Raw genomic sequence first — 21802 nt, 5'->3', positions numbered from 1 at the left:
CGACGCGGCGAAAGCTCCATGGCTCACACTGCCGACGCGGCGAACGCCACCCCGGCGGACACGCCGCGACGCGGGCATCCTCAGATGATTCCTCGAATACCGCTACGCGGGCATCTTTGATGAGTCAACGCGTGCCCTTGACTGCTGAACCCAATGTCTCTAACCTTGTTTATACGTGTAAACAAAGAATGTTTGACACTATTCGGGTTCGAGGAGGAACCATGTCCACTGAAATATCTAGTCCACCCGCGGCCGCTCCCTCTCGGAGCGCGACGGTCCGCGTCTTATCGACGCTCCTGCCGGGAATGCTGGTCCTTTACGGGCTCTACCAAGGCATCCAGCAGGTTCTTGTTCCCGCCCAGCTCCAGGCAATCGATCCGACAGCGAAGGTTGCGAATCTTGCGTTGGTAGCGTTGGTTTCTTCGGTCGCGGGGACGATCGCACTGCCTCTTGGTGGAGCACTTTCAGATCGCACTCACGGTCGCTTCGGGCGCCGCGGACCCTGGCTGTTCGTCAGCTCGGTGCTGTGTGCACTCGTCTGCGTGGTCCTGGCACAGGCGACGAGCGTGCCGACGATGGTGATCGGTATCGGCTTCCTCTGGTTCTTCGCGAACATCTACCAGGGCGTGATCTATGCCGTCATCCCGGACCGCATCCCGGAGTCGCTCCGCGGCGTCGCCTCGTCGGTCGTAGGGCTCGGCCTGCCGCTGGGCGTTCTCATCTTCGTGAACTTGGTGACGATCACAGGTCAGTTCTGGGGGTATCTGAGCATCGGTGCGTTCTTGGTGATCGCCACAGTCGCGCTTGTCGTCATCGCACCGGAGGGAAGAGTAGAGCGACCCGTCCGGGTCCCGCGAACGACCAAGCCGTCGTTCATCAAAATGACCAGAAGCTTCCTGTCCGGTTTCTCGAGCCGAGACTTCACCATGGTCTTCCTGTCTCGCGTGGCATTCTTCGCTGGAATCTTCGCCGCATCCAGCTACGTCTTCTACGTCATCACCGACTACATCGGTGTCGAGAACACCCCATCGGGTCAAGCTGAGACCTCCGTCGCCACGATCGCTACAACCAACACGATCAGCCAGATCATCGCCATCGTGATCATGGGTTGGGTGGCCGACCGGACGAACAGGCGCAAGCTGATCGTCGCTTTGGCATCGCTCGGGATGGCCGTCGCCTTCATCGTGCCATTCGTGCTCCCGACCTGGACCGGCATGCTGATCTACGCCGGTGTCGGCGGCGCCGCCGCCGGAGTTTATGTCGCGATTGATATCGCCATCATGACCCTCGTCCTGCCCAACAAGGGATTCGAAGGGCGCGACCTGGCGCTCTTGGCTCTGGCCACATCGGTGCCGGCAGCTTTCGCGCCAGCGATTGGGGCGGCCTTCTACGAGGCAACCGGGGGCTTCACCACCACCTTCGTGTTCGCCAGCGTGATGGCCGTGCTCGGCGCAGTCTTCATGTTCATGGTGAGGAAAGTTCGATGAACGACACGCAGCACAAGGCAGACGACCTGAAGGGGACATTTCCCGGAGCGGAGGGTACAGCTCCCGACTTCTCGACCGTCCGCATCTCGACTCACGTGACCCGCATCTACGACCGACTGATTGACGTGCAGATGTACCTGGTCGAGGGGCGCGACCGTGCGCTCCTCATCGACACAGGATTCGGCATCGGAGATCTCGCGGCGCTCGTCAAAGGCCTCACCGACAAACCGGTCACCGTAGTGGTGACGCATGGCCACATCGACCACGCGTTCGGCGCAGGATGGTTCGACGACGTGTACATGAGTCACGCAGATCTGGAGATGCTCGACACGCAGCTCGAGTGGCTCGGTTCGATCCAGGAGGAGGCGAGGAACGAGGGCCGCGTTATCGCTCCTTCCGTCGACCCCTCGCTGTTGAAGGATATCGAGCCGGACCAGGAGTTCGATCTCGGTGGCCTCACGGTGCGTACGATTCCGTTCCCGGGTCACAGTCCGGGGATGCACGTTCTGCTCATCGTGGAGGACCGGGTGCTCATCACCGGGGACGCCGCCAACCAACGCACGTTCCTCTTCATACCCGGGGCGTCGACGATCACGGAGTATCGGCGCGAACTGGCCCGTGTCGCCGAAGCCACTGCGGGCCTCTACGACCGCATCTACATTTCACACGCCACGGGGAACGCGCCTATCACACTGTTTCAGGATCTCGATGCGCTCTGCGAGCGCATCCAAAACCGCACCGACGACGCGACACCTTTCGAGATCGCAGGTCAGCACGCCCTCATGGCCCGGCAACCGCTCGTCGGGATCGAGGACGCCGGCTCGAACATCGTGTACCGCAGCGACCGCATCTGAGCTGCCCGAACCAGCGATGGCGCCGTCCTTCTCACACAGCACCGAGCCTCGCCCGCCGGCGGGAGCCCTGCTATTGGCAGGGCTCCCGACCGTCACACGCATCTCTTGAGCGACAGACCTCGCTCTCTCCCTTCCAGCGATCGAAAAAGGTTCCATCGATATGGCATTCATTGAGTGCAACTTCTTCTCCGAGACACTCCAGCGGACCGTCACGTTCAACGCCATCATCCCGGCCGACAAAGGACTGTTCGCGGACCGTCGCGAAGCCCCCACCGGATTCGACTCCACCAGGTCACACCGACCCCAGAACTTCAAGACCCTTTATCTGCTGCACGGCGGCCTGGGCAACCATACCGACTGGGTGAATGGAACGCGGATCCACATGTGGGCTCAGGAGAAAGACCTGGCCGTCATCATGCCCGCCGGCGACAACAGATCGTGGATCGATGATCCGTCGGGCTCAGCGCTGCTCGGCCAGTACGGCCAGTACGTCGGCCGCGAACTCGTCCAATTCACCCGCAACACCTTCCCGCTCTCCCCGCGCCGGGAGGACACCTTCGTGGCGGGTCTGTCGATGGGCGGGTTCGGGGCACTCGTCAACGGACTTCGCTTCCCCGAGGTCTTCAGTCGTATTGCTGCACTGTCTCCCGGACTTCTGTACGGCGACCTCATTCCCGGCTACGATGACCTGCCGAACGAGGATCTGTCCTTCGCATTCGGGGACAGCTATCGCGACGACTTGCGACGGGTCCTCGGCAACCTTGATGCCGTCGTCGGCAGCAACCGCGATTACAAGGGCATGCTCGCTACTCTCAAGAGAACCGGAGCAGACATCCCCGGCATCTTCCTCGCCTGTGGCGAGAGCGACATCATCCTCAACCGCAGTCAGGACTTCCATCGCTACCTGAACAAGCTGGAAGTCGATCACCATTACGAAGAAGGACCCGGCGGCCACGACTGGACCTTCTGGGACGGCGCAATCAAGAAGGTCCTCGATTGGTTGCCACTCAGTGAGACTGCCCAAGACGGACGGCACAGCGGCAACGTCGTCGTAAGCAGGGCCAGCTGAGGACCAGGAACGCAGAGGTGTGGACTGATCATGAGTAGACGAGACTGTGATTCGATAACGCAGACATGCGTGCTCACAATCGAGGTCTGACCTGACCATAATCGCCAGAAAGGCTTTCCATGGCTCGAACCGAACCCGCCCGCTCCGTCGGGCTCCTGCACGTGCCATCTCCGGCCTCGTGGCCGAGCCCGACGGAAGGTGCAGATCTACCTCGTAGTGGACCGTGATCCAGTGCTCCTCGTCACATGGGATTTGGCGTCGGTGATCTCGCGGCGCACGTCGAGGGCCTTACCGGCGAACCGCTCACTGTACTGGTCACGCATGGCCACCTCGACCATGCATTCGGCGCAGGATGGTTCGACGATGTGTATAGGAGTCAGGCGGACCTGAGCCTGCTCGACGCACAGGTCGCGTGGCTCGCTCCGATCCAGGAGGAGGCGATGAACGAAGGCCGCGTCGTCGCTCCCTCGCTATTGAAAGATTCGAGCAAGACTCCGAGTTCGATCTTAGTGCCGTCACCGTGCGCACCATCCCACTCCCGGGTCACACTCCGGGAATGCACGTCTTGCTCATCGTATTGCGGGGCATTGAGGGTTGCCGACGCGGCGCACAGGCTGCGCGCGAAACCAAGCTAGGCCGGATCTCCTGTATTGGAACATCCCCTTGCGGGGCTGTGAGGCGACAAATGGTGCTCCAGAAAGACTTCGCTTATCGCTGAGAGCCAAGGAAAGCACCATCATGACATTGCTCCTCCAAACTAACTCACACAACAAGAACTAAGGAAAAGCCATGACCAACGCTACTCAAATCATCCGGCACGTATCGGTTACTGATGTGGCCACGCTTGACCATCTACTCAATTCGGCAGTCGATGGCGTCATTGCGGATGCCCTTGCACTGAGCCAAGGAATCAAGGTGACGCGAGTCGGCCCCGGAGACTACGTTGTCAAAACCGCCCCTGATGTTCCATGCGGTTACACCATTTATGAGCAGCGTTAGAGCCCGAAGCGTAATACCGATCTCGTCAGGGAGGCGTCCTGGTGTCCCCGGTCCGCTTACACGTCCCGTTGTTATCACCTGGCACGGTTCGGTGAAATACGATTAGGGAATGGTAACCAGCGTTGATGTGGCAAAGTATTTGGGCTTGTCGCAGTCGACGGTTTCACGGGCTCTGCGCGGTCACCCGTCTGTTGCGCCGGCTACCAAGGAACGGATTCTGTCGACGGCCCGGGAGCTCGGGTACGTCCCGGATGCGGCCGCGCGGATGATGGTGACTCGGCGAACGCATGCTGTTGGCGTCGTGGTCGCCGACCTGACCAGCCCCATCTATCCCGTCATCGTGGAGTCGTTGCAGAACAGGCTTCTTGAGCGCGGCTACCGGATGGTGTTGATCAGGGATCCTGATGTCATGCCTGATCCTGATGCGGTTGATGTGCTGGACCAGGCCACGGTGGATGGAATGATTTTTGTCTCGGCTCGGGAATCCTCAGCCGCGGTCCGTAGGGTTCTGGAGCGCGGGACGCCCGTGGTGCTGCTGAGCCGTGACGATCCCAGTGTTGAGGTTGAAGCGGTTCTTGCCGATGACCGGGGTGCCGGCGAGCTGGTCGTGACCCACCTTCAGGGGCTGGGCCATAAACGTATTGGGGTGTTGACTACGCTGCGGGACCGCTCCAATGGCCGTGACCGCGAGGACGGTGTCCGCGCAGCGATGGAACGCCATGGCCTGGAAGTGCGTCAGGAGTGGGTCCGCCATATTCGGCTCACGCATGAAGACGGGGTCCGCGCAGCTGTGGGGATGCTTGATCGCGAGGACAGGCCCACAGCCTTGTTTTGCGTGACGGACGCTTTTGCCTTTGCCGCCTTGGATGCTGCGGCCCAGTTAGGAATCCGGGTTCCGGATGAGTTATCCGTTGTGGGTTTTGACGATTCGGGGCCGGCCGGGTGGGCTTTTATCAACCTCACAACGGTGCATCAGCCGATACCGGAGATGTCGTATGAGGCAGTGGACCGGCTGGCTGGGAGGATCGAGGGCGAGCCCCCCAGCCAGGGAAAGAAGTCCGTGTTTCCGGTCATGTTGAAGGTGCGGACAACTACCGCGCCGCCGCCTCAGGCCGTATTGCGGCCACCGCTCAGGTCCAAGGTCTGATCGGTCATGTAGCTTGCTTCGGTGGACAACAGCCAAGTCGCCAGGGCGCTGAACTCTTCAGGTAGTCCGACCCTTCCCATAGGGACTTTGGCCAGTAGTTGGGCGTTCCGTTCCGGGCTCAGGTCTTCCAGGAGCCGGGTCTTCATCATGGATGGTGCGATGGAGTTGACGGTGACCCCGTATGGTGCGACTTCCTTGGCAGCCGTTTTGACCAGCGCTACGAGCCTGGCCTTGGAGGCCGAGTAGGCGGCCTGGTGGGAGTTTCCTTCACGGGCGGAGATGGATGACAGGATGGCCACCCTGCCGTATGCCTGTTGGATGAGTGCCGGGAGGATGCTCGCCAACCCGTGGAGGCAGCCGTCCAGATTTACGCGAGCCACAAAAATCTCGCTCGTGCGACGGCACGCGTGGTTGCCGTGCCACTGCCTCGGCATCGACGGCCGTACTTCGCGACATGGGCATGTCGCTCGTTGGAGGCCGGCCCCGAGCGCGCTCCCCACTAAACGTTTTTGCGACGGTCGGCTTGCTCCACGAGTTCGGTCATCCATGGACGGTGCCCGCGGTGGAACACCATTCCTTCGGGAAGCCCCTGCACGGTCGCGACGGAATTGGCGATGTCGATGGTGATCCGGCCCCCAGCCATGGGCGCGTTGGTGATGTGCAGGTCGCCGAAAGATTCCGGCAGGACGGGATCGATCCACAGGCCACCGCGGGAAACATGCGCGTCGTACCGCATCAAGCTCGTGACCAGGTGGACGGGCGTAGTCGCTGCCCAAGCCTGCGGCGAGCATGAGGTGGGATAAGGCACGGGCGCGGAATACTGGTCCCGGCCGAACCCGCAAAATAATTCCGGCAGTCGGCCGCCCGTGTACTCGGCCGCCTCCAGCAGAGCCGTGGCGATCCGTTGAGCCTCAGCCACGAAGCCGTAGCGCAGCAGACCCGTCGTGATGATGGCATTGTCATGTGGCCAGACCGAACCGTTGTGGTAGCTGATGGGGTTATAGGCGCCCATGTTGCTGGCCAAGGTGCGCACCCCCCAGCCGCTGAACATTTCCGGGGACATGAGCCGTTCGGCCACCTGCGGGGCCTTGTCCTCGTCCACTATCCCGAGGATTAGACAGTGGCCCATGTTGGAAGCGCACGCGTCCACCTGCCGCTTCCTGCCATCGAGGGCGATGGCGTAGTATCCGCGTTCGGGTATCCAGAATTGCTCGTTGAACTGCCTTTTTAGCGACGCCGCCCGATCCACGAGCTCGTCCGCCAAGGTCAGGTCGCCGGCATCATACGCTATCCAGGCGCGCGCCAGAAAGGCGTTGTAGACGTAGGCCTGGACTTCGCAGAGCGCGATCGGGGGCTCGGCCAGGGTCCCGTCGGCAAAGTTGATGCCGTCCCAGGAGTCCTTCCATCCTTGGTTGATCAGCCCTTGAGGGTTCAGGCGCTCATACTCAACGAACCCGTCACCGTCTTTGTCCCCGTAATCCCGGATCCACTCAAGCGCACGGTCAGCGTGGGGCAGCAGCGCGGCGATAGTGTCTTTGGCGAATCCCCAGCGGCTGACGGCCCCGAGCACCATGACGAACAGCGGTGTCGCGTCGACGCTTCCGAAGTAGGCGGATTTGCCGCCGAGGGAAAGCCCGCTGGAGACATCGAGTCTGACCTCGTGCAGGATCTTCCCCGGCTCCTCCTCGCTCATCAGATCCAATGCTGTCCCTTGGCGGTCTGCCAGGGTCTGCAGCGTGCCAAGGGCCAGGGACGGATCCACGGGCATCGCCATTAGCGACGCCCACAGCGAGTCCCGACCGAACAGGGTCATGAACCAGGGCGCACCAGCGGCCACCACCACCCGTTCCGGATGGTCCGGTTCCTCGATACGGAGGGCGCCAAGATCGTCGTAACTGCGCCGCAACGTCCGTTCGATGGAGCGATTCCCCATCTGCAGCACCGGGATCTTGACTACCCACTCCTGCCGGCGCCGGTCCCGTGGGGACAATCCATCCCCCTCAGAATGGACGAATGCCGCTGTGGACACGGCTTCCTCAGTGCTTGGCATGACTGTCAAGACCGTACTCCAGCGGCCGTGCGGCGGGACCGACATCCGATACCTGAGGCCCTCCGTCGAAATGTCTGCTCCGGGAGCCTGGACGGTGACGCCCTTCCGGACGTCCTGCCAAAAAGCTCGGATGATGAGCGCGTCACCGTTGACCTGGCGGGCTTCGTCCCAGCGCCGACGGATCCGCGCCTCCTTCACCTCGAATACATCAGCGAAGTCCGCGTCGATCTTCAACAGGATCACGCAGTCGGTCGGTTTCAGGGAGTAGTTGTGAACAGTGACCTGCTCCTGCATGCCCGCGCCGACCTCGCGAAGCCGCTCCACGACCAGCGAGCTGTCCGCATACCCGTCCGTTCGGGGAACGCGTCCGGTAAACACGGCACGGTACGGCTCCTTCGTCTCCGCCGCCAACGGCTCCAGCGCTTGGCCGTTGATGGTGAGGCTCCAGCCGGACAGGATGCGGGTGTCCTGAACGAACAGGCCGTGTGGATGCTCTGCGTGCATGTCCCCATTCGGCAAGGAGATACAGAACGATGACCCCTCCACCAAGGTGACAGCCCCGGCGCCCAACGGCCCTGCCGCTGTATCAGCATTCCACCCTGCCATCCCGGCCCCTTCCAACCGACGCCCGAGACACGTCCCCGTGAATGAGTGCGGTGACATCGCTGCCAATTCTTCAATCGACGCTACGCTTGCTTTCTCTCGGATACCAGAGCTTGAAGGAGACTTGGTGTGACCCTTTGATCAAGTTCGGCTTACTCCAGCATCAAGTCTGACGTCCGGTGTAAATGAAGTTGGCAACGCCGACGTGCGGTTTTGTCAACCAAAGTGGGACGGCTGCGGTGCCCACGTATATCCGAGCGATGCCGCATTCCCGGTTTCAGCTGATATGTAGTTCTCGTTGTCAAGAGCATGGGGAAGCAGTCCCAGGGTTTGAGGTCCTTGGGACTGCTTCCTTTTGTGTTGCCGGGGGTGGGTTTGGTGGGGGTAGCCTGTCGTCGTCGACGGCGCGGTCAGACTGATATGCGCGGGTTGGTTACCGCAGGACGATGTGTTCGGCTGGAGGCTACCGCTGGTCTAGGAATATCGGGCGCGGCCCGTTGAAGGCTGCCCATAGCTGTATCGCGGGTTTACTCCACGCGCTGCAAAGAAACCAACCACCAGGTGCTCCTCCCCGGCTCTTCCGTCCCCCGGGAGGGATCGGGAAGTCAGGTCCGGATTCGGGAATTTTCTGGGCTTCCGGTTGCCCAGGGACCAGCACCAGCCGGAGAGTTCACGGGCGATGGCAACGTTGGCGATGACGGGCCGCTTACGGCGTTCGAGGTATTTGATCCAGCGTTCGTGCAGGCGCCGGTTCCCGGCATGGCCACGCGTTCGTGCTTCGGAGGTGGCCTCCTCCCAGCGGGAGCGCATGAGCCGGGACGGGATGTTGTATGGTCTGCGATGGTGCCAAGCCGCTTCAACGAGAAGCCGGCGGGCGTGGCTGTTGCCCGTTTTCGTGATCGAGCCCTGGGACCGGGACGCGCCCGAGGAATGCTCCGTAGGAACCAGGCCCAGATACGCGCCGATCGTGGATCCGGTAAACCTGTCCCAATCACCGATTTCCACCGCGAGACCGAACGCGGTCAAGGTAGAGATCCCACGCAAACACTGCAATGCCCGGACTACCGGGGTGTATTCGCTCGCATAGGCCATGACGGCGATTGCCTGATCAAGACGGTCGCGGCGGTCCGAGATCTCATGCATCACCTCAAGCGATGACTCATACGTCAGTTGCCGGGCGGGGGCATCGAAACGCTGCCGGGCGAGCCACAATTCATGCGTTCCGGTCCATGCCTGCCCACCGGAATAGACGATGCCCTGGCGCAACAAGAGCTTGGAGATCCGATGCCGGCATCGCATCAGATCACCGCGGACATCTTCACGGGAGCGGACCAAATCGCGAGCTGCTTCCTGCTCTACCGAGGGCACCTGGACTGCCGTGATTTCACCGAGTTTGAGCAACCGGGCCAGGTGCAGGGCATCCTTCGCATCGGTTTTGACCCGATCACCCGAGGGGCGCTGGAGCTTAGACGGGGCCGCGACAACGGTACCGATGCCGGAAGTGAGGAGGAACCTGGCCAAGCCGAAACCAGTCGGACCCGCCTCGTAAACGACCTTGACCGGCGGAGGCAGCGAGATGATCCAAGCAAGAATCTCATCCCGGTCCGGCGTCAAACGGTGCCGGAAAACTTCCCCGGTCAGGCCATCCAACGCGCAGGCTACGACACTTCTGGCATGGACATCCAGTCCAACGCTTGTACGCTCGAACATAGCTGGAACCTCCAAACTTCAAATGTGGCTCTACTTGTCCGCCAAGTGTGGCAGGCAACCCACGTCTTGCTTTGAAAAGGAGGTTCCAGCCCACCTGGAACACACTTCCCGGGTCCTTCTGACAGAGGCCATCACCGCCCGGCACGGACCCGGAGCGCCCCAAGCTCCGCAAACGTAACCGGCCGGATCAAAACGGGCGCCCGGGGTCCGGCAAGGCGAAAATGGCCTTCAGAAGGACCCGGGCCGGGGGCCCACCACCGGACAAGTTCCTCCTAGCCATATCGTCTAGGGCAGCCCTCACGGCGATGGTGCCCTGACTGGATACTGACGGCCAAGGCCCTTCCGATCGGGCATGTTGTAGAGCCGAATGGGGCTTGCGTTGGGGTAGGTCCTTCTCCAGCGGATGCCTGCGACCCGACCGATGCAACCACTTCCGCTACGATTGCTAGCATCATATCCCCCACGCCTCTCCATGCCTAGGGCGGCGCATGAGCCTCATTCCGAAGGGTCGATAGCAGCCACTAAGTAGCTGCAGGTTCGTGCACCAACACTATGCTCCGACAGTGGATTACTCCTCTCCTAAGATCCCACCATTCAAGGGCCGCCGCGCGAATGCAGTCAACAGAAGTCCGCGGCCGATCGAAATCTCATCGGCGTATCCGGTACCTCACCGACGTGGGGACAGATCAGGTGAGGAACGCGGCATTCCATCAGGGGACGTCATCTCGAAATGTTGATTGCAACCCGCGGAAAGCAAAGGGCAGGCGATCTCTCCGGCAGTCCTGCCGGTAGCATGTGGGCGAAGGTGTCAACGGCAACGTAGAAATGACCGGTGGCGGCAGGTTGGTTTAACCGTTCGGCAGGTGATTGACCGGTGGCGGCAAGTATTTTTGGACAGGGTCAGGCGCCCGGGCGTGCCGGGTGGGCGGGCGCCTGACGAGGGTTTGGGATTAGCTCATGGGGCGGGTTCCTTTCCCGTTTTGGGCTTGCATGAGCCGGACAGACTCGCCGCTGGTTTGGCATAGGTGGGCGTGATGGAGGAGCCGGTCCACGGTAGCGGTGGCGATTGATTTGGGCATGAGCTCATCGAACCCGGAGGGGTGGATGTTCGAGCTGATCGCCAGGGACCGTTTCTCGTAGGAGGCCTCCACGACCCGGTAGAAGCCTTCGGCCGCGTCGGCGGAAACGGGCAAGAGGCCTATGTCATCGATGCAGATCAGGTCCGCGTTGGTGGCGCGGGTGATGGCTTTGTTGACGCTGTCATCGATGCGGTGCCGTCGCACGAGTGCGCCGAGGTCTTCCATGCTGAGCCAGGACCCGGACATGCCTTGATCGATGGCCTGCTGGCCGAGTGCTTCCAGGAGCAGGGTTTTGCCGGTGCCGGAGGGCCCGCACGCGATGAGGTTTTCCCGACGCCGCACCCACTCCAGAGTGCGCAGGAACGAGGTTGTTGCCGCCGGGAGGGTGGAGAGGGCTTCGTCCCAGACCTCGAAGGTCTTCCCGCTGGGGAAGCCGGCGCGTTTGCGGCGGGTGGCCAGCATCGAGGCGTTCCGGCCGGTGGCTTCGGCTTCGAGCAGGACACGGACGACTTCGGTGGGGTCCCAGCGCTGGGCTTTCGCGGTAGCCAGGACCTCGGCGACGACAGCGCGTGCGTGCGGCATCCGGGTCGTGCGCATCAGCCCAATCACGTGCTCGAGGGCCGCGTCGGCCAGGGGCGGTGTGAGGGTGTTATTACTCATCGGAGGCTCCTTCGAAGTCATCATTGGTAGGCGCAGGGGTGGTGCCGAAGTTGGCCCAAGCGCCAGTGCCCTGGCTCAGCCACTGCGTGTGGTCGGTGACCGTGTGTGTGATGGCGGGGAGGTGGCTTGTCCCGGTGGTGGTGGTGACGATGGAGAGCAGGTCTTCGTGGGTGAAGCGCTGGTGCACCGCTGCTGCTCCGAGGCCCTTGTCGACTTCGTCGGCGCCCAGGACCTTGGCGAGGGTGACAGCGCGTTCCATTTTGTGCCGGATCTTTCCGGTGCCTGCGGCGGCTGCTTCCTTGAGCCAGAGCGCTGCCCCGGCGCCCAGGGCCAGGAACGTTTCCTCGGCCGTGTTGGACGGGCGGATGATCCGTTCCAGGGCCCCGGCAGGGGCCGGCGGGAAGTGGTCGTCAATGATCGCCGGAGTGCCGGGGCGGGTGAGTTTGTGGCGTGCGACCTCGACCGGTCCGGTGCCATCGACGTGGACGATGATCACTTCGGTGCCGGTCCCGCGCACCCAGACCATCTGACCCATCAGGGTGTGGGGAACAGAGTAACGGGACTGTTGAAAGGTGATCATGGGCGTGTTCGGGGGGACCTGTCGGGTGTGTCCGAAACTGGCCGTGTCCGGGGTGGCCGGGACCGGATGCAACCTCGGGCCTTCGAGAACCCGGAGCATGTCCTTCGGGATCTCCAGCGTGGCCCGATGCACCCGCGTATTCACCTCCTCCATGAACGCCTCACACGCCGCCTCCAGTTCGGCGAAGGACCGGTACTCGGGCAGCAGGTTGGTCTCTTTCGGGACGAGGTCGGCTTTGGCGATCTTGACCGCGTTCTCGACCCCGCCCTTCGAAGCAGGGTCCGCTGGCAGGCAGGTCTGCAGCGAGGTTGAGTAATGCCTGGTAAACGCCACAATCTGGTGGTTGCGGACCGGGATCCCGGCGACGTGCTCGACCGTGACGGTCTTCTCGTTATCGGTCAAAATGTAGGTCGGGACCCCGCCGATCAGCCTGAACGTCCGGTCAAGGGCGGCGAACACGCTCGGCATGGTCTTATCCCGCAAAGCGATCACGATCCGGAACCGGGAGAACGCGAGCCAGGCCACGAACAACACGGTCTTCACCCCGTCAACGACGGGCCCGTCTCCGTAGTCATACTGCAGCCACAGACCCGGCTCCGGGGTCCAGGGGCGGTGCACGCGCACATTCCGGGCCCGGTATTTCGCTTTCAATTCGGCCAGCGTGGTCCTGGTTGTCCGCTCACACCCGGTGAAGCCCAAAGCCTGGAGCTTCTCATGCACCACGTCGCCGCGGATCTTTCCGCGGGACTGCTCGACCCAGGAGATCATCTGTGGCAGGGAAGGGTCGGTCATCCGGCCGCGTTGCCGGGCCACCGGGGCCTGAGCACCGTGCTCGCGGGCCTTCACATAGGAGCGCACGGTGTTATGCGAGACGCCGCAGATTTTCGCCATCCCGGTACGACCGTGTCAGGTCGTAAGCAGCTAAAATTTCCATGAACTCTCCTGGAGACTTCACAACGAGCCCCTTCCTTCCCCGCAACGGGTGAAATACAACGATTGGCATCGCCATTTCACCGTGGAAGGAGGGGGCTCTCCCCGTAGCGACACGAGGGATTTACAAGAGGAATCCCGGCCCGCTAGACCACTCAAGATGGCCTACTGGTGTCCAAAAATGCTTGCCGCCAATGGTCAAAACCACTGCCGCGAACGGTCAATCAGATTTTCCGTCTCCGGTCAGTTTGAAGTTGCCGCTTACACGATGGCCCCGATGACCACGGCGAATCTTTCGAAGGTCATGACCGATTGAGCCCGTGGTCCCACTGCACGCGCCGACGGCTGGAGTTTCACGACCAAGACTCCTCGAGGCCCTAGGGTGATTGTTCAGTCAACCAGCACCAGAAAATCCAGGTCAGCGGTCTCTTCATGATCTACGGCCAGATATTTACGAGCCGAGCGACTTCGAGTGGGACCAGCGCAGCCGAGGAGCCTCCTCGTCTGGTCCGCGCGTGAATTCCCACTTCGGAGCCGTGAAAGAACCTCTTGTCGATTTCATCCCGCGGCTCCGAAGCCTTAATCGGATGTGTTGCATGGACCGATCTGGAGGTCTTGGACGAGATCGCCAAGAAGGCGTTCGTTGCGTCGGCAACCACAACTCGGAGCGGAAGGCGGCCAGCCCGCGCATGCACCACAAATTCCTTGTCCGTCTACGCCAGACGGCAGTTCTGGGCGACGTTGTGGGGGGGGCTTGGAGATGGCTGACTCCATAACTCTTGAGGCCGAGAGCGTTGGAGGGGTTCCTTCAACTTCACCAGGAACGCCAGCTTCTCGTTCGAGAACGCCGTGGTGATCCACGACGCAGCCATCGCCCATTCGTACTTCGAGGAGTTCAGCCGCATCGCTTCTCTAAGCGAGTCCCTCGACTGGACATCAACGTGGGTTGAACCCGAGTGACGGCTGGGCACGTAGTAGGAAAGCCACGACATCTTGCAGGGCCTTGCACGGCGCGGCTTCCTAAGCCACGGCTCAGGCGCTGGTACCTTCGATCAATACCACACGCACCGAAACGCTTCGCTCCTGGAGCGACGGCGCCCTGTCTGACCAAGTTAACTTTTGTGAAGGTGAAAAGGGTTTTCGGAGTCACCGGTTTCCCCTCAAGCCGATGCAGGGCTTGCACGGCCCTCGAGGGCTTCGACCCCAGCCCATCTGCGTTACCGCCAAGCGCTTTGATTCTGCTTCGCAGCTTCTCCCTCGCCTGATCATCATTGCACCGAGCGTCCGCGGACACGAGCGCCTGCGCCAGGAGATGACTCGCGGCAGCGGACTTCTCGGTTTTCTTGACGTGGATCAGGGTCGCGTCCGGAAGATATAGGTCGCACGCTTCGATGCCTCGGCGGTGGAGGTCCGTGGTGATCAGCTTCCGATCGAGGCAGACCCCTCCCAGCGCGGCGGCCAGGCCTTGTTGTACGCTTCCTCGTCATCGGAAAGGTGCTGCCTTCGAAGCGGCAAGAGCTTAGTGTTCCGGCAGATTCATCTCGGTGTTGAGCGCCAGGTCGATGAGTGTGCCGTTCGTATCGGTGATCGTGGCGATGCCCTGTTTGAGACCAGCCTTTAAACGCCCTGCAGCCCCTGAGGAGAAACCAAGCGCGGGCCACGAACCGGGAAGTCTGACCGCAAAGACTTCGAAAGCCAGGTGAGTGGAAGTACCACCTACCGTTATGACCACCATGACATCCTGCGTGCGTTTCCAAGCCGGGCCATACGCCTCATTTGCAGGATGTTCGGCAGACTGTTCCGGATCGTGATTGGCTCGGGTTCAGATATGGGATCATCCTATGCGGGCGGACCGTCTCTTACCGAGAGGACCGCCGGAGGCCTGACTCAGTCGTAGCCGCTAAATATGCAAAGTCAGGCCTGCAGGCGTTCGTCGCAGGCTTTACAGGCCTGACGGTCGCCAACACCAGTCTCCTCGACGACCAGCAGCCGTTTGGGGTTGTCGTCCCAGATGTTGCCCACTGAGTTGCACCAGGCCGGGTGATAGACCTTGCCGGAGCTCACCACGTAAACCTGGCCAGGGCCCACTTTGGGTGAGCCATCGCGGCGCCGGGACGCTGGTTCGATGGCGCGCAGCTCGCCCAGTTCCTTGGACTCTTGCTTGGCTTTTGTTGCGGCCTGCCAGGCGCGGCGTGGACCTAGTGTCATCGGTCGATCAGTTTCTGTTCGACCTCGCAGTCGTTGGAAAGTTCGACGAAGAACCCGACGACGACAAAGAGGCCCCATCGAAGGCTGTCCCCGCAGCTGAGACGTCGAAGAAGAGCTGGCTGGCCAAACTGTCGAGGCGCTGATCCCGGCTGCTACGGCTCCTCGCGGGCATCTACATGCTAAGGCGGACCCGCTCCGCAGGAACTGGTTCCAGGGCGACCGCCACAGTTCCTGGGCCCGTGCCGGCATCAACCGTGCCAACGATCCGGAACGCGAGCACTGGCTCCTCGCCCGACTGTCCCTGGCCGACCCCGGGTATCTGGCCTACTACATCTACCACGCACAGGCGAGGGTCTCCCTGGCCGAACGCGTGCGCGCGTGGCCGACGCCTGCTGGGCCGTCGAGGAAACCCTTTAAGCAGCCAAGGCCGAAACCTGCCTCGACCACCAGGTCTGCCGGCTGGGACAGGCACATCATGCTATCCATGCTTTCCCGACCGTCTTGCGGTTCAAAAGGGTGCCCCCACCCCAATGACGACAGCGGGGTGATTACCGTGAGCATGCCCGAAATCGGGCACCTGATCACCTGCCTCGCCTGGGCGTCGCTACCCAGACGGACCACACACCCTGAAAGATCCCCCTGGTGCCGAAGACACCAGAAACGCGCCAAGCGTTGCCTCTACAGGGCCTGCGGCCACGCCTGAAATGCAAGTGTAGTACCAGCTTGGGGTAAAGCGTTGCCGGAAGAACCTGCTCATCCGCTTAACCATGCCCTTGGACTCCGGATCCCTTGGCACGGAAGCAGCTTCACCGCCGGAGCCAGAGGCCTGGCGAACTCGGCCATCGGCGCCACCGCACCAGTGCCTGCGCTCCCTTCTGGCGGCCTTTCACAAAAGTGCGCAGGCGCTGTGCGAGACGCCGCAGATCTTCGCGGCGACAGTTACCGGCTTAAATCGTAGGCAACCAAATTTCCATGAACTCCCACGGCAAGTCACAACATGCCCCTTCCTTCCCAGGTGATACACACGATTGGCATGGCCATTTCACCCGGGAAAGAAGGGGCTCTCCCAGTGACGACACGAGGGACGGGCAAGGGATCCCTGACACACGTCGGCACCCAAGGCGGAGGCCTCCCCGTCACAACACTGCCGCCGCTGGTCAAGACCGCCGCCACGAACGGGCAATCAAATTTGCCGGCGATCAACCGGCGTAGTTCAGGTGGTTTCAGACATGATGCGAATGTCTGTATCGTGCTCATCGGTCGTGCCCGTAGCTCCGAGATACGCTCCCAGGACGCGCTCGTCGCTGCGCACCTCTTCGGGCGGCCCGGAGGTCAACACGGAGCCGCCCACCAGCACTGTCACAACGTCACACGTCGCGACAACCATCTCCACGTTGTGCTCAACCAGCAGAATTCCCATGTTCCAGTTTCTTGCCACGTCACGAAGCAATACGGACAGATTCTGCGCCTCAGCGTCGCTCAGACCCGCGGCGGGTTCATCAAGACATAGGACCGAAGGTGCTGCTGCTATCGACCGAGCGATAGCGACGAGGCGACGCCTACCCATTGGAAGTTCGCTCGGCTTCGCGTCGAGAACGTCCATCAGGTTGAATTGTTGTGCAGCCGCGATAGCAGCCGTGTTCAGTCTGACTCGCCCCGGCTTCACAAAGTCCTTGAGATACTTCAGGAAGTTCCAGTCCTCGCATGCGATTGCCAGATTCTCCCGGACCGTCAGGTCCTCAAAGAGTTCCAGAGATTGAAACGACCGTGCCAGGCCCGCATCGACGCGACGGAGTGGACTCATCCCCGTTAGACTGTCCCCTCCAAGAGTTACGGTCCCCGTCGACTTGACAAAACCGCTGGCCGCGTCGATCACGGTGGTCTTCCCAGCCCCATTGGGTCCAATGAGCCCATGAACCTGTCCAGGCTCAACTGTCAGCGTTGCATCCGAGACGGCTACTACCGCTCCGAACGCAACTCGCAAACCCCCAATCTTGAGTCGCCGCGGTACGACTTTGACCGTGTGAGCATTCGCATATTGAGAAAATTCTGCGTCGGCAGATCCATTGGGTTTGGCCGCTCTATTGCGACGAATCGAATCTTTCATCTTGTTAACGCCAGCACGTGCTAATTCTGCATTGACTGCCCAAAGCCCTGACGGTTGGCGAACCAAAATAACCAGCAGCACGATTCCGGTGATAAGAGGTAGCCACGACTCGATCTCATGCAACTTGGCGAAGAGCTCGGAACCGATACCCCCACTTATCAAAGAACCGCCCATAATGCCACCGCCGACCATCCCGACACCACCGACAACTGTCATGGCAACCGCGATAATCGACTGGAACGGATCGAAGGGCACTGTAACGACGCTCGCGCCCCGGAATGTGAGCATGATCCCTGCGAGGGCGGCGATTCCAGCCGCAGCCGAGAACGCAAAGACCTTGGTACCGTAGACATTGACTCCGAGCGCCGCCGCGGCCCGCTCATTGCCTCGCACCGCGAGTAAACGACGCCCGCTTGCACCGCGCCTCAGGTTTAGCAGCCCAATCGCCACCGCGAACAGAAGTATCGCCGCCACGATCGCGTATCCTTCTGGGTTGGTCAATCCAGATACGTCGATGCCAAAGACATCGATCGGTGGAATGCGAATCCCCTCAACTCCGCCACTTACGTCCTTGCTATTGAGCACTACGTTATACAGCACAACCCCCAACCCCAGAGTCACGACTGCTAAATCGATACCTCGAGTCCGCAACGCAGGGAGAGCGACCAGAGCGCCCAATAAGGCAGTGAGGATAAACGCCCCCAGAACGGAAAGAAGGAAGGGCCATTCCCAGTCCGAAAAGAGCCGCGCAGCCACAAGCGCGCCGAAGCCCGCGAGCGAATACTGGGCGAGCGACAATTGTCCTCCATAGCCAGTAATCAGCACGACCGAAAGACAGAGGATCATGAACCCGATTGTGACCGTAAAGGCGTTGATCCAAACGGGACTAAGAATAGACGTAAGAAGTGCCAAGAGAACTATGAGACTCGTTGCAGCTACTATCACAGGGATCCGCCCGAGTCCCACCGACGGCAACCGATCCAACACGTAACTGCGCATTGGAATTCCGCGTCCCCGCAAGACCATAAGGGTGACCACAACTATGAAGGGAACCGACTGCGACATTCCTGGGATCGTGACATAACTTGACATGAGAGCCTCGATGACGCCGAGTGACAGGCCTGCAACGAGAACCACGGGGAAGGAACGGAAGTTCGCTGCATATGCCACAGCGAGTGCGGGTATCACGAGCATGGCTAGCAAGTTCGGCTGCAAATAAGTTATTGGGCCGATCAGCCCCCCAGTCAGTGCAGCCAATCCAGCGCCGAATGCCCAGTTGGCAACGGCAATTCGTTCGGGGGAATGGCCGAGGCTCGCCGGAACCAGCTGGTTCTCAGCTACCGCGCTGGTCGCGCGGCCAAACGCCGTGGTCTTGTAGAACCACCAAAGACAAATGGTTGAAACTATGGCTACGCCGAGTATTATCAAGCGATCTGCGCCAATGGACACTCCAGCCGAAATTTCGATCGAGTTGGTTGGCAGAAGCGACGGTACGGACCTTAGGGAACTACCGAAGATCAATGTGCCTAGGGCCTGGAGGACGATGAACAACGCTAACGTTGCCACCACACGGAGGAGAGGGGACGCCCGCGTCATATTTCGCAAAATCAGCAGCTGAACGAGTGACCCGAGAATTGCTCCGGCAACGACCGACCCAACGAGTGCTACAGCAAGTGGGATTCCCCACCCAACTGACATCTGATAATAAGTGTATGCGCCAACCATCACAAAACCACCTTGCGCAAAGTTGAGTACGCCAGATCCTCGATAGACGAGCACCATCCCCTGAGCGATGAGCGCATAAAGCGCTCCCGCACCAATACCAACGAGGACGAATCGCAGAATGTCCATTACATATCGCTTTCCAAAGTCAGTGAACCGTTCATGGTCAAACCAGCCGCATCGTCGTGGTCCGTCAGATCGTCGTGGTCCGTCAGATAGAGTCTGCGGATGTCCTCGAGTCCGGAGTTTGAGTCACCGCTGGCAACAACCGAACCGCGTCTCATCAGGTACCATCGGTCTGAAACTTCCAGGGCGCGTTTCGCCTGCTGCTCTACCAGCAGAATCCCGACATTTATCCTCTCTGCGGCCTGGCGGAGCGCCACCATGAGGCGATCGACGATGATTGGCGCAAGTCCGAGTGATAACTCGTCGGCGAGCAGGACTTTCGGGCGGCGAGCCAACGCGCGGGCGAGGGTCAGCATCTGCTGTTCCCCTCCCGACAGTAGTCCTGCACTGCGAGACAATAACTTCCCCAGCTCAGGAAAAATGTCCACTGCAGCGTCCACCCCGCCCGAACCCAAGAGAAGGTTGTCGCGTACAGACATTGACATGATGACTGAGCGCTCTTCAGGAACAAAACCGAGCCCGCCCACGGCCCGCGCGTGAAGAGTTCCCTTCGCGGGCTCGCCGAACCATTCAACCCTCCCGCCAAGCGCAGGGAGTACGCCAGCAAGAGTCAGCAGGGTCGTGGACTTGCCGGCTCCGTTTGATCCCAAGAGAGCCACAACTTCGCCTTGACGGACTTCAATGTCCACCCCATGCACGACCTCCAACTCGCCGTAACCAGCGACCAGGCCACTCGCGCGTAATGATGGCTCAGCCGAATGGCCCCGTTGACTCGCCGAGCCGCTTCTCATTGGTGCCCCCAGTCTCTCGTGAGTCATCATGTCGAACTCCACTGCCACCTTCGGTTCACTTTCCTCATTTGCCATCGAGCGGGTTGTAAAAGCCGCCGTCCGTCACAACCTTGCCGTTCTTGATCACGGTGGGGATTGTCTGGAACACAGGGACACGCGGGTATCGTGCGACCGGAGCCGGATTCACGATGCCGGGGTAATCCGGGTAGACGCCTCCCTGATTGATCGGCTTAGTGATTTCATTCAGGGCGGAGATCACTGAGGCGCCGTCGGTGATGTTCTTGCCTTTTATCGCCTCCGCGAAGAGCCGCACCGACATCCACGAGTTCAGCCCGATGTCGTCAATAACGGCATTCGGATCAGTGGCCTTCATCTCCTTGTTGAACTCGGCGATGACAGGGTTGTCCGTGTCGAGCGCCGACAGGCCACGCGAAGCGAGAACAAGATTCTCGGCGGAGCCGCCGAGCGCTTGGATGGCGTCGGCCGTCGCAACCGACGAGAGGCTGGAGATCGTGCCTTGGTAGCCAGCTTGCCGCAGGGCCCTAATGACGCGGACCATGTCGGTGCTGCTTCCCGTGAGCGCAACCCCGTTTGGGTTCTTGCTCAGAATGCTGGCAGCAGTCGGTGCATAGTCCGCAGCGTTCACGGGCACGATGACAGTACTCGCATGTCCATGGGCTGCCCCCACAGCCTCGTTAATCAGCTCACCCGCCGCACGTGCAGTACCGTAGTCGCTCACCGCCGTAACGACATTGGGGCCGCCGCGTGTCACGGCAAGGTTACCAACTCCGTACATGGGGGCAATGCCGGCACCATTGATGGGGTAGTAGATCGCATTCGTTGCCTCGAACTTTGCGTCTGTTCCCGGCGGACCGATGTATGGGATGTGTTTCGCTTCGAGCACCGGGGTCATGACCGCTTCGCTTGAGGTCACCCCGCCAATAATCGCCGTGACCCCTTCGCTCACCGCACGCTGAGCACAGGCGGTGGCCTCGTTCGGGTCGAATTTATCGTTGCAGAACAGGGCTTCGATCGGTCGACCACCGACGCCACCGTCTGCATTTATGCCATGGACCGCTGCCTCCACCGCTGTCTGCACCCAAGGCGCGGAATATGCGTCGCTTTTCAGAGTAGCTATCGTCATGATCTTGATCGGGTTGCCCGACCCAGCTTCACCGCTACCACTACTGGTACCGCAGGCCGGCAGCACTAGGCTGAGACCGATGACTCCAACGATTCCATACTTACGCATCTTCATGCCTTCTCCTTCAAATAAAGTTCCCTAGCATCGGGATTAACCCGTACACAGGCAGTACGCCTATCGTTTAGTAATGTGGTGCCACTTACCACCCCATTGCACATGACGTACTTCAGATATCGAGCGTCTTTGCTTGACAACCTTGGCTTCACTCTTAGAACTCAAGAGGGTAACTAACGCTTTAGTGCTCCGTCTCGCGCCGCCGAGCCGCACGAGGAGTGCGGCGGGCATAGGATGAATACTGACGTGTTACGTACAGATTGTCAATAGGCGCGAAGGCCACAATACAGCTCATGCCTTCGAGGGGCCCGGCGGCACGGCCACTTAACGCAAGACGCGGTGGTGCGGCACGCCGATCCTGCTCGGTCGCCTGACCGGAGGTTGACCCGAGAGCGGTGCGGCTCCGTAGAACAGTTGGATCA

14 protein-coding genes and 1 pseudogene are annotated in these 21802 nt (G+C 60.9%); 5 read left to right on the top strand and 10 right to left on the bottom strand.

Translation table 11 applies throughout. From position 1 onward, the window contains the following. Positions 1–221 precede the first annotated feature (221 nt). The 5 genes from VUN82_10335 to VUN82_10315 all read left to right on the top strand — a co-directional run bounded on the left by VUN82_10335 (position 222) and on the right by VUN82_10315 (position 5556). Positions 222–1487 carry an MFS transporter gene (locus VUN82_10335; protein XAS74184.1) on the top strand — a complete coding sequence of 422 codons (1266 nt, stop codon included), beginning with the start codon at positions 222–224 and terminating at the stop codon, positions 1485–1487. Further along, complete coding sequence (locus VUN82_10330; protein ID XAS74183.1) at positions 1484–2341, top strand: MBL fold metallo-hydrolase; 858 nt, start codon at positions 1484–1486, stop codon at positions 2339–2341. The genes VUN82_10335 and VUN82_10330 overlap by 4 nt, the downstream gene beginning before the upstream one ends. A gap of 160 nt (positions 2342–2501) precedes the next feature. Next, positions 2502–3410, top strand: a complete 909-nt coding sequence (locus VUN82_10325) for an alpha/beta hydrolase-fold protein (protein ID XAS74182.1) — start codon at positions 2502–2504, stop codon at positions 3408–3410. Between the two features lie 789 nt (positions 3411–4199). Further along, positions 4200–4409, top strand: a complete 210-nt coding sequence (locus VUN82_10320; GenBank protein XAS74181.1) for a hypothetical protein — start codon at positions 4200–4202, stop codon at positions 4407–4409. A 109-nt stretch (positions 4410–4518) separates the two neighbouring features. Next, positions 4519–5556 carry a LacI family DNA-binding transcriptional regulator gene (locus VUN82_10315; protein ID XAS74180.1) on the top strand — a complete coding sequence of 346 codons (1038 nt, stop codon included), beginning with the start codon at positions 4519–4521 and terminating at the stop codon, positions 5554–5556. On the opposite strand, the gene VUN82_10310 is transcribed toward VUN82_10315, so the two are convergent. The 10 genes and pseudogenes from VUN82_10310 to VUN82_10265 form a co-directional block, all read right to left on the bottom strand. After that, positions 5517–5936: an SDR family oxidoreductase gene (locus tag VUN82_10310; protein XAS74179.1), complete on the bottom strand. Its 420-nt coding sequence runs from the start codon at positions 5934–5936 to the stop codon at positions 5517–5519. The two genes, VUN82_10315 and VUN82_10310, sit on opposite strands and share 40 nt — an antisense overlap. Positions 5937–6055: 119 nt before the next feature. Continuing rightward, positions 6056–8212: a glycogen debranching N-terminal domain-containing protein gene (locus VUN82_10305; GenBank protein XAS74178.1), complete on the bottom strand. Its 2157-nt coding sequence runs from the start codon at positions 8210–8212 to the stop codon at positions 6056–6058. Between the two features lie 471 nt (positions 8213–8683). Continuing rightward, entirely contained in the window at positions 8684–9919 is a 1236-nt protein-coding gene (locus VUN82_10300) for an IS110 family transposase (GenBank protein XAS74177.1), read from the bottom strand. 950 nt (positions 9920–10869) lie between these two features. Next, complete coding sequence (locus VUN82_10295) at positions 10870–11658, bottom strand: ATP-binding protein (GenBank protein XAS74176.1); 789 nt, start codon at positions 11656–11658, stop codon at positions 10870–10872. Further along, positions 11651–13193: pseudogene (istA, locus tag VUN82_10290) on the bottom strand (IS21 family transposase). The gene VUN82_10295 and the pseudogene istA overlap by 8 nt, the downstream one beginning before the upstream one ends. Before the next feature lie 1494 nt (positions 13194–14687). Next, positions 14688–14903, bottom strand: coding sequence for a hypothetical protein (locus VUN82_10285; GenBank protein ID XAS74175.1), 216 nt, complete (start codon positions 14901–14903; stop codon positions 14688–14690). A 179-nt stretch (positions 14904–15082) separates the two neighbouring features. Then, a complete protein-coding gene (locus tag VUN82_10280) occupies positions 15083–15376 on the bottom strand; it encodes a hypothetical protein (protein ID XAS74174.1) in 294 nt (97 codons plus the stop codon). Positions 15377–16589: 1213 nt separating this feature from the next. Continuing rightward, positions 16590–19334, bottom strand: coding sequence for an ATP-binding cassette domain-containing protein (locus tag VUN82_10275; protein ID XAS74173.1), 2745 nt, complete (start codon positions 19332–19334; stop codon positions 16590–16592). After that, positions 19334–20020: an ATP-binding cassette domain-containing protein gene (locus tag VUN82_10270; protein ID XAS74172.1), complete on the bottom strand. Its 687-nt coding sequence runs from the start codon at positions 20018–20020 to the stop codon at positions 19334–19336. The genes VUN82_10275 and VUN82_10270 overlap by 1 nt, the downstream gene beginning before the upstream one ends. Positions 20021–20186: 166 nt before the next feature. Continuing rightward, a complete protein-coding gene (locus tag VUN82_10265; protein XAS74171.1) occupies positions 20187–21380 on the bottom strand; it encodes an ABC transporter substrate-binding protein in 1194 nt (397 codons plus the stop codon). Positions 21381–21802 lie beyond the last annotated feature (422 nt).

Source organism: Micrococcaceae bacterium Sec5.1 (assembly GCA_039636795.1).
Classification (GTDB): domain Bacteria; phylum Actinomycetota; class Actinomycetes; order Actinomycetales; family Micrococcaceae; genus Arthrobacter.
The sequence above is the reverse complement of the archived record's forward strand: the minus strand, read 5'-3'. Positions and strand labels throughout refer to the sequence as shown.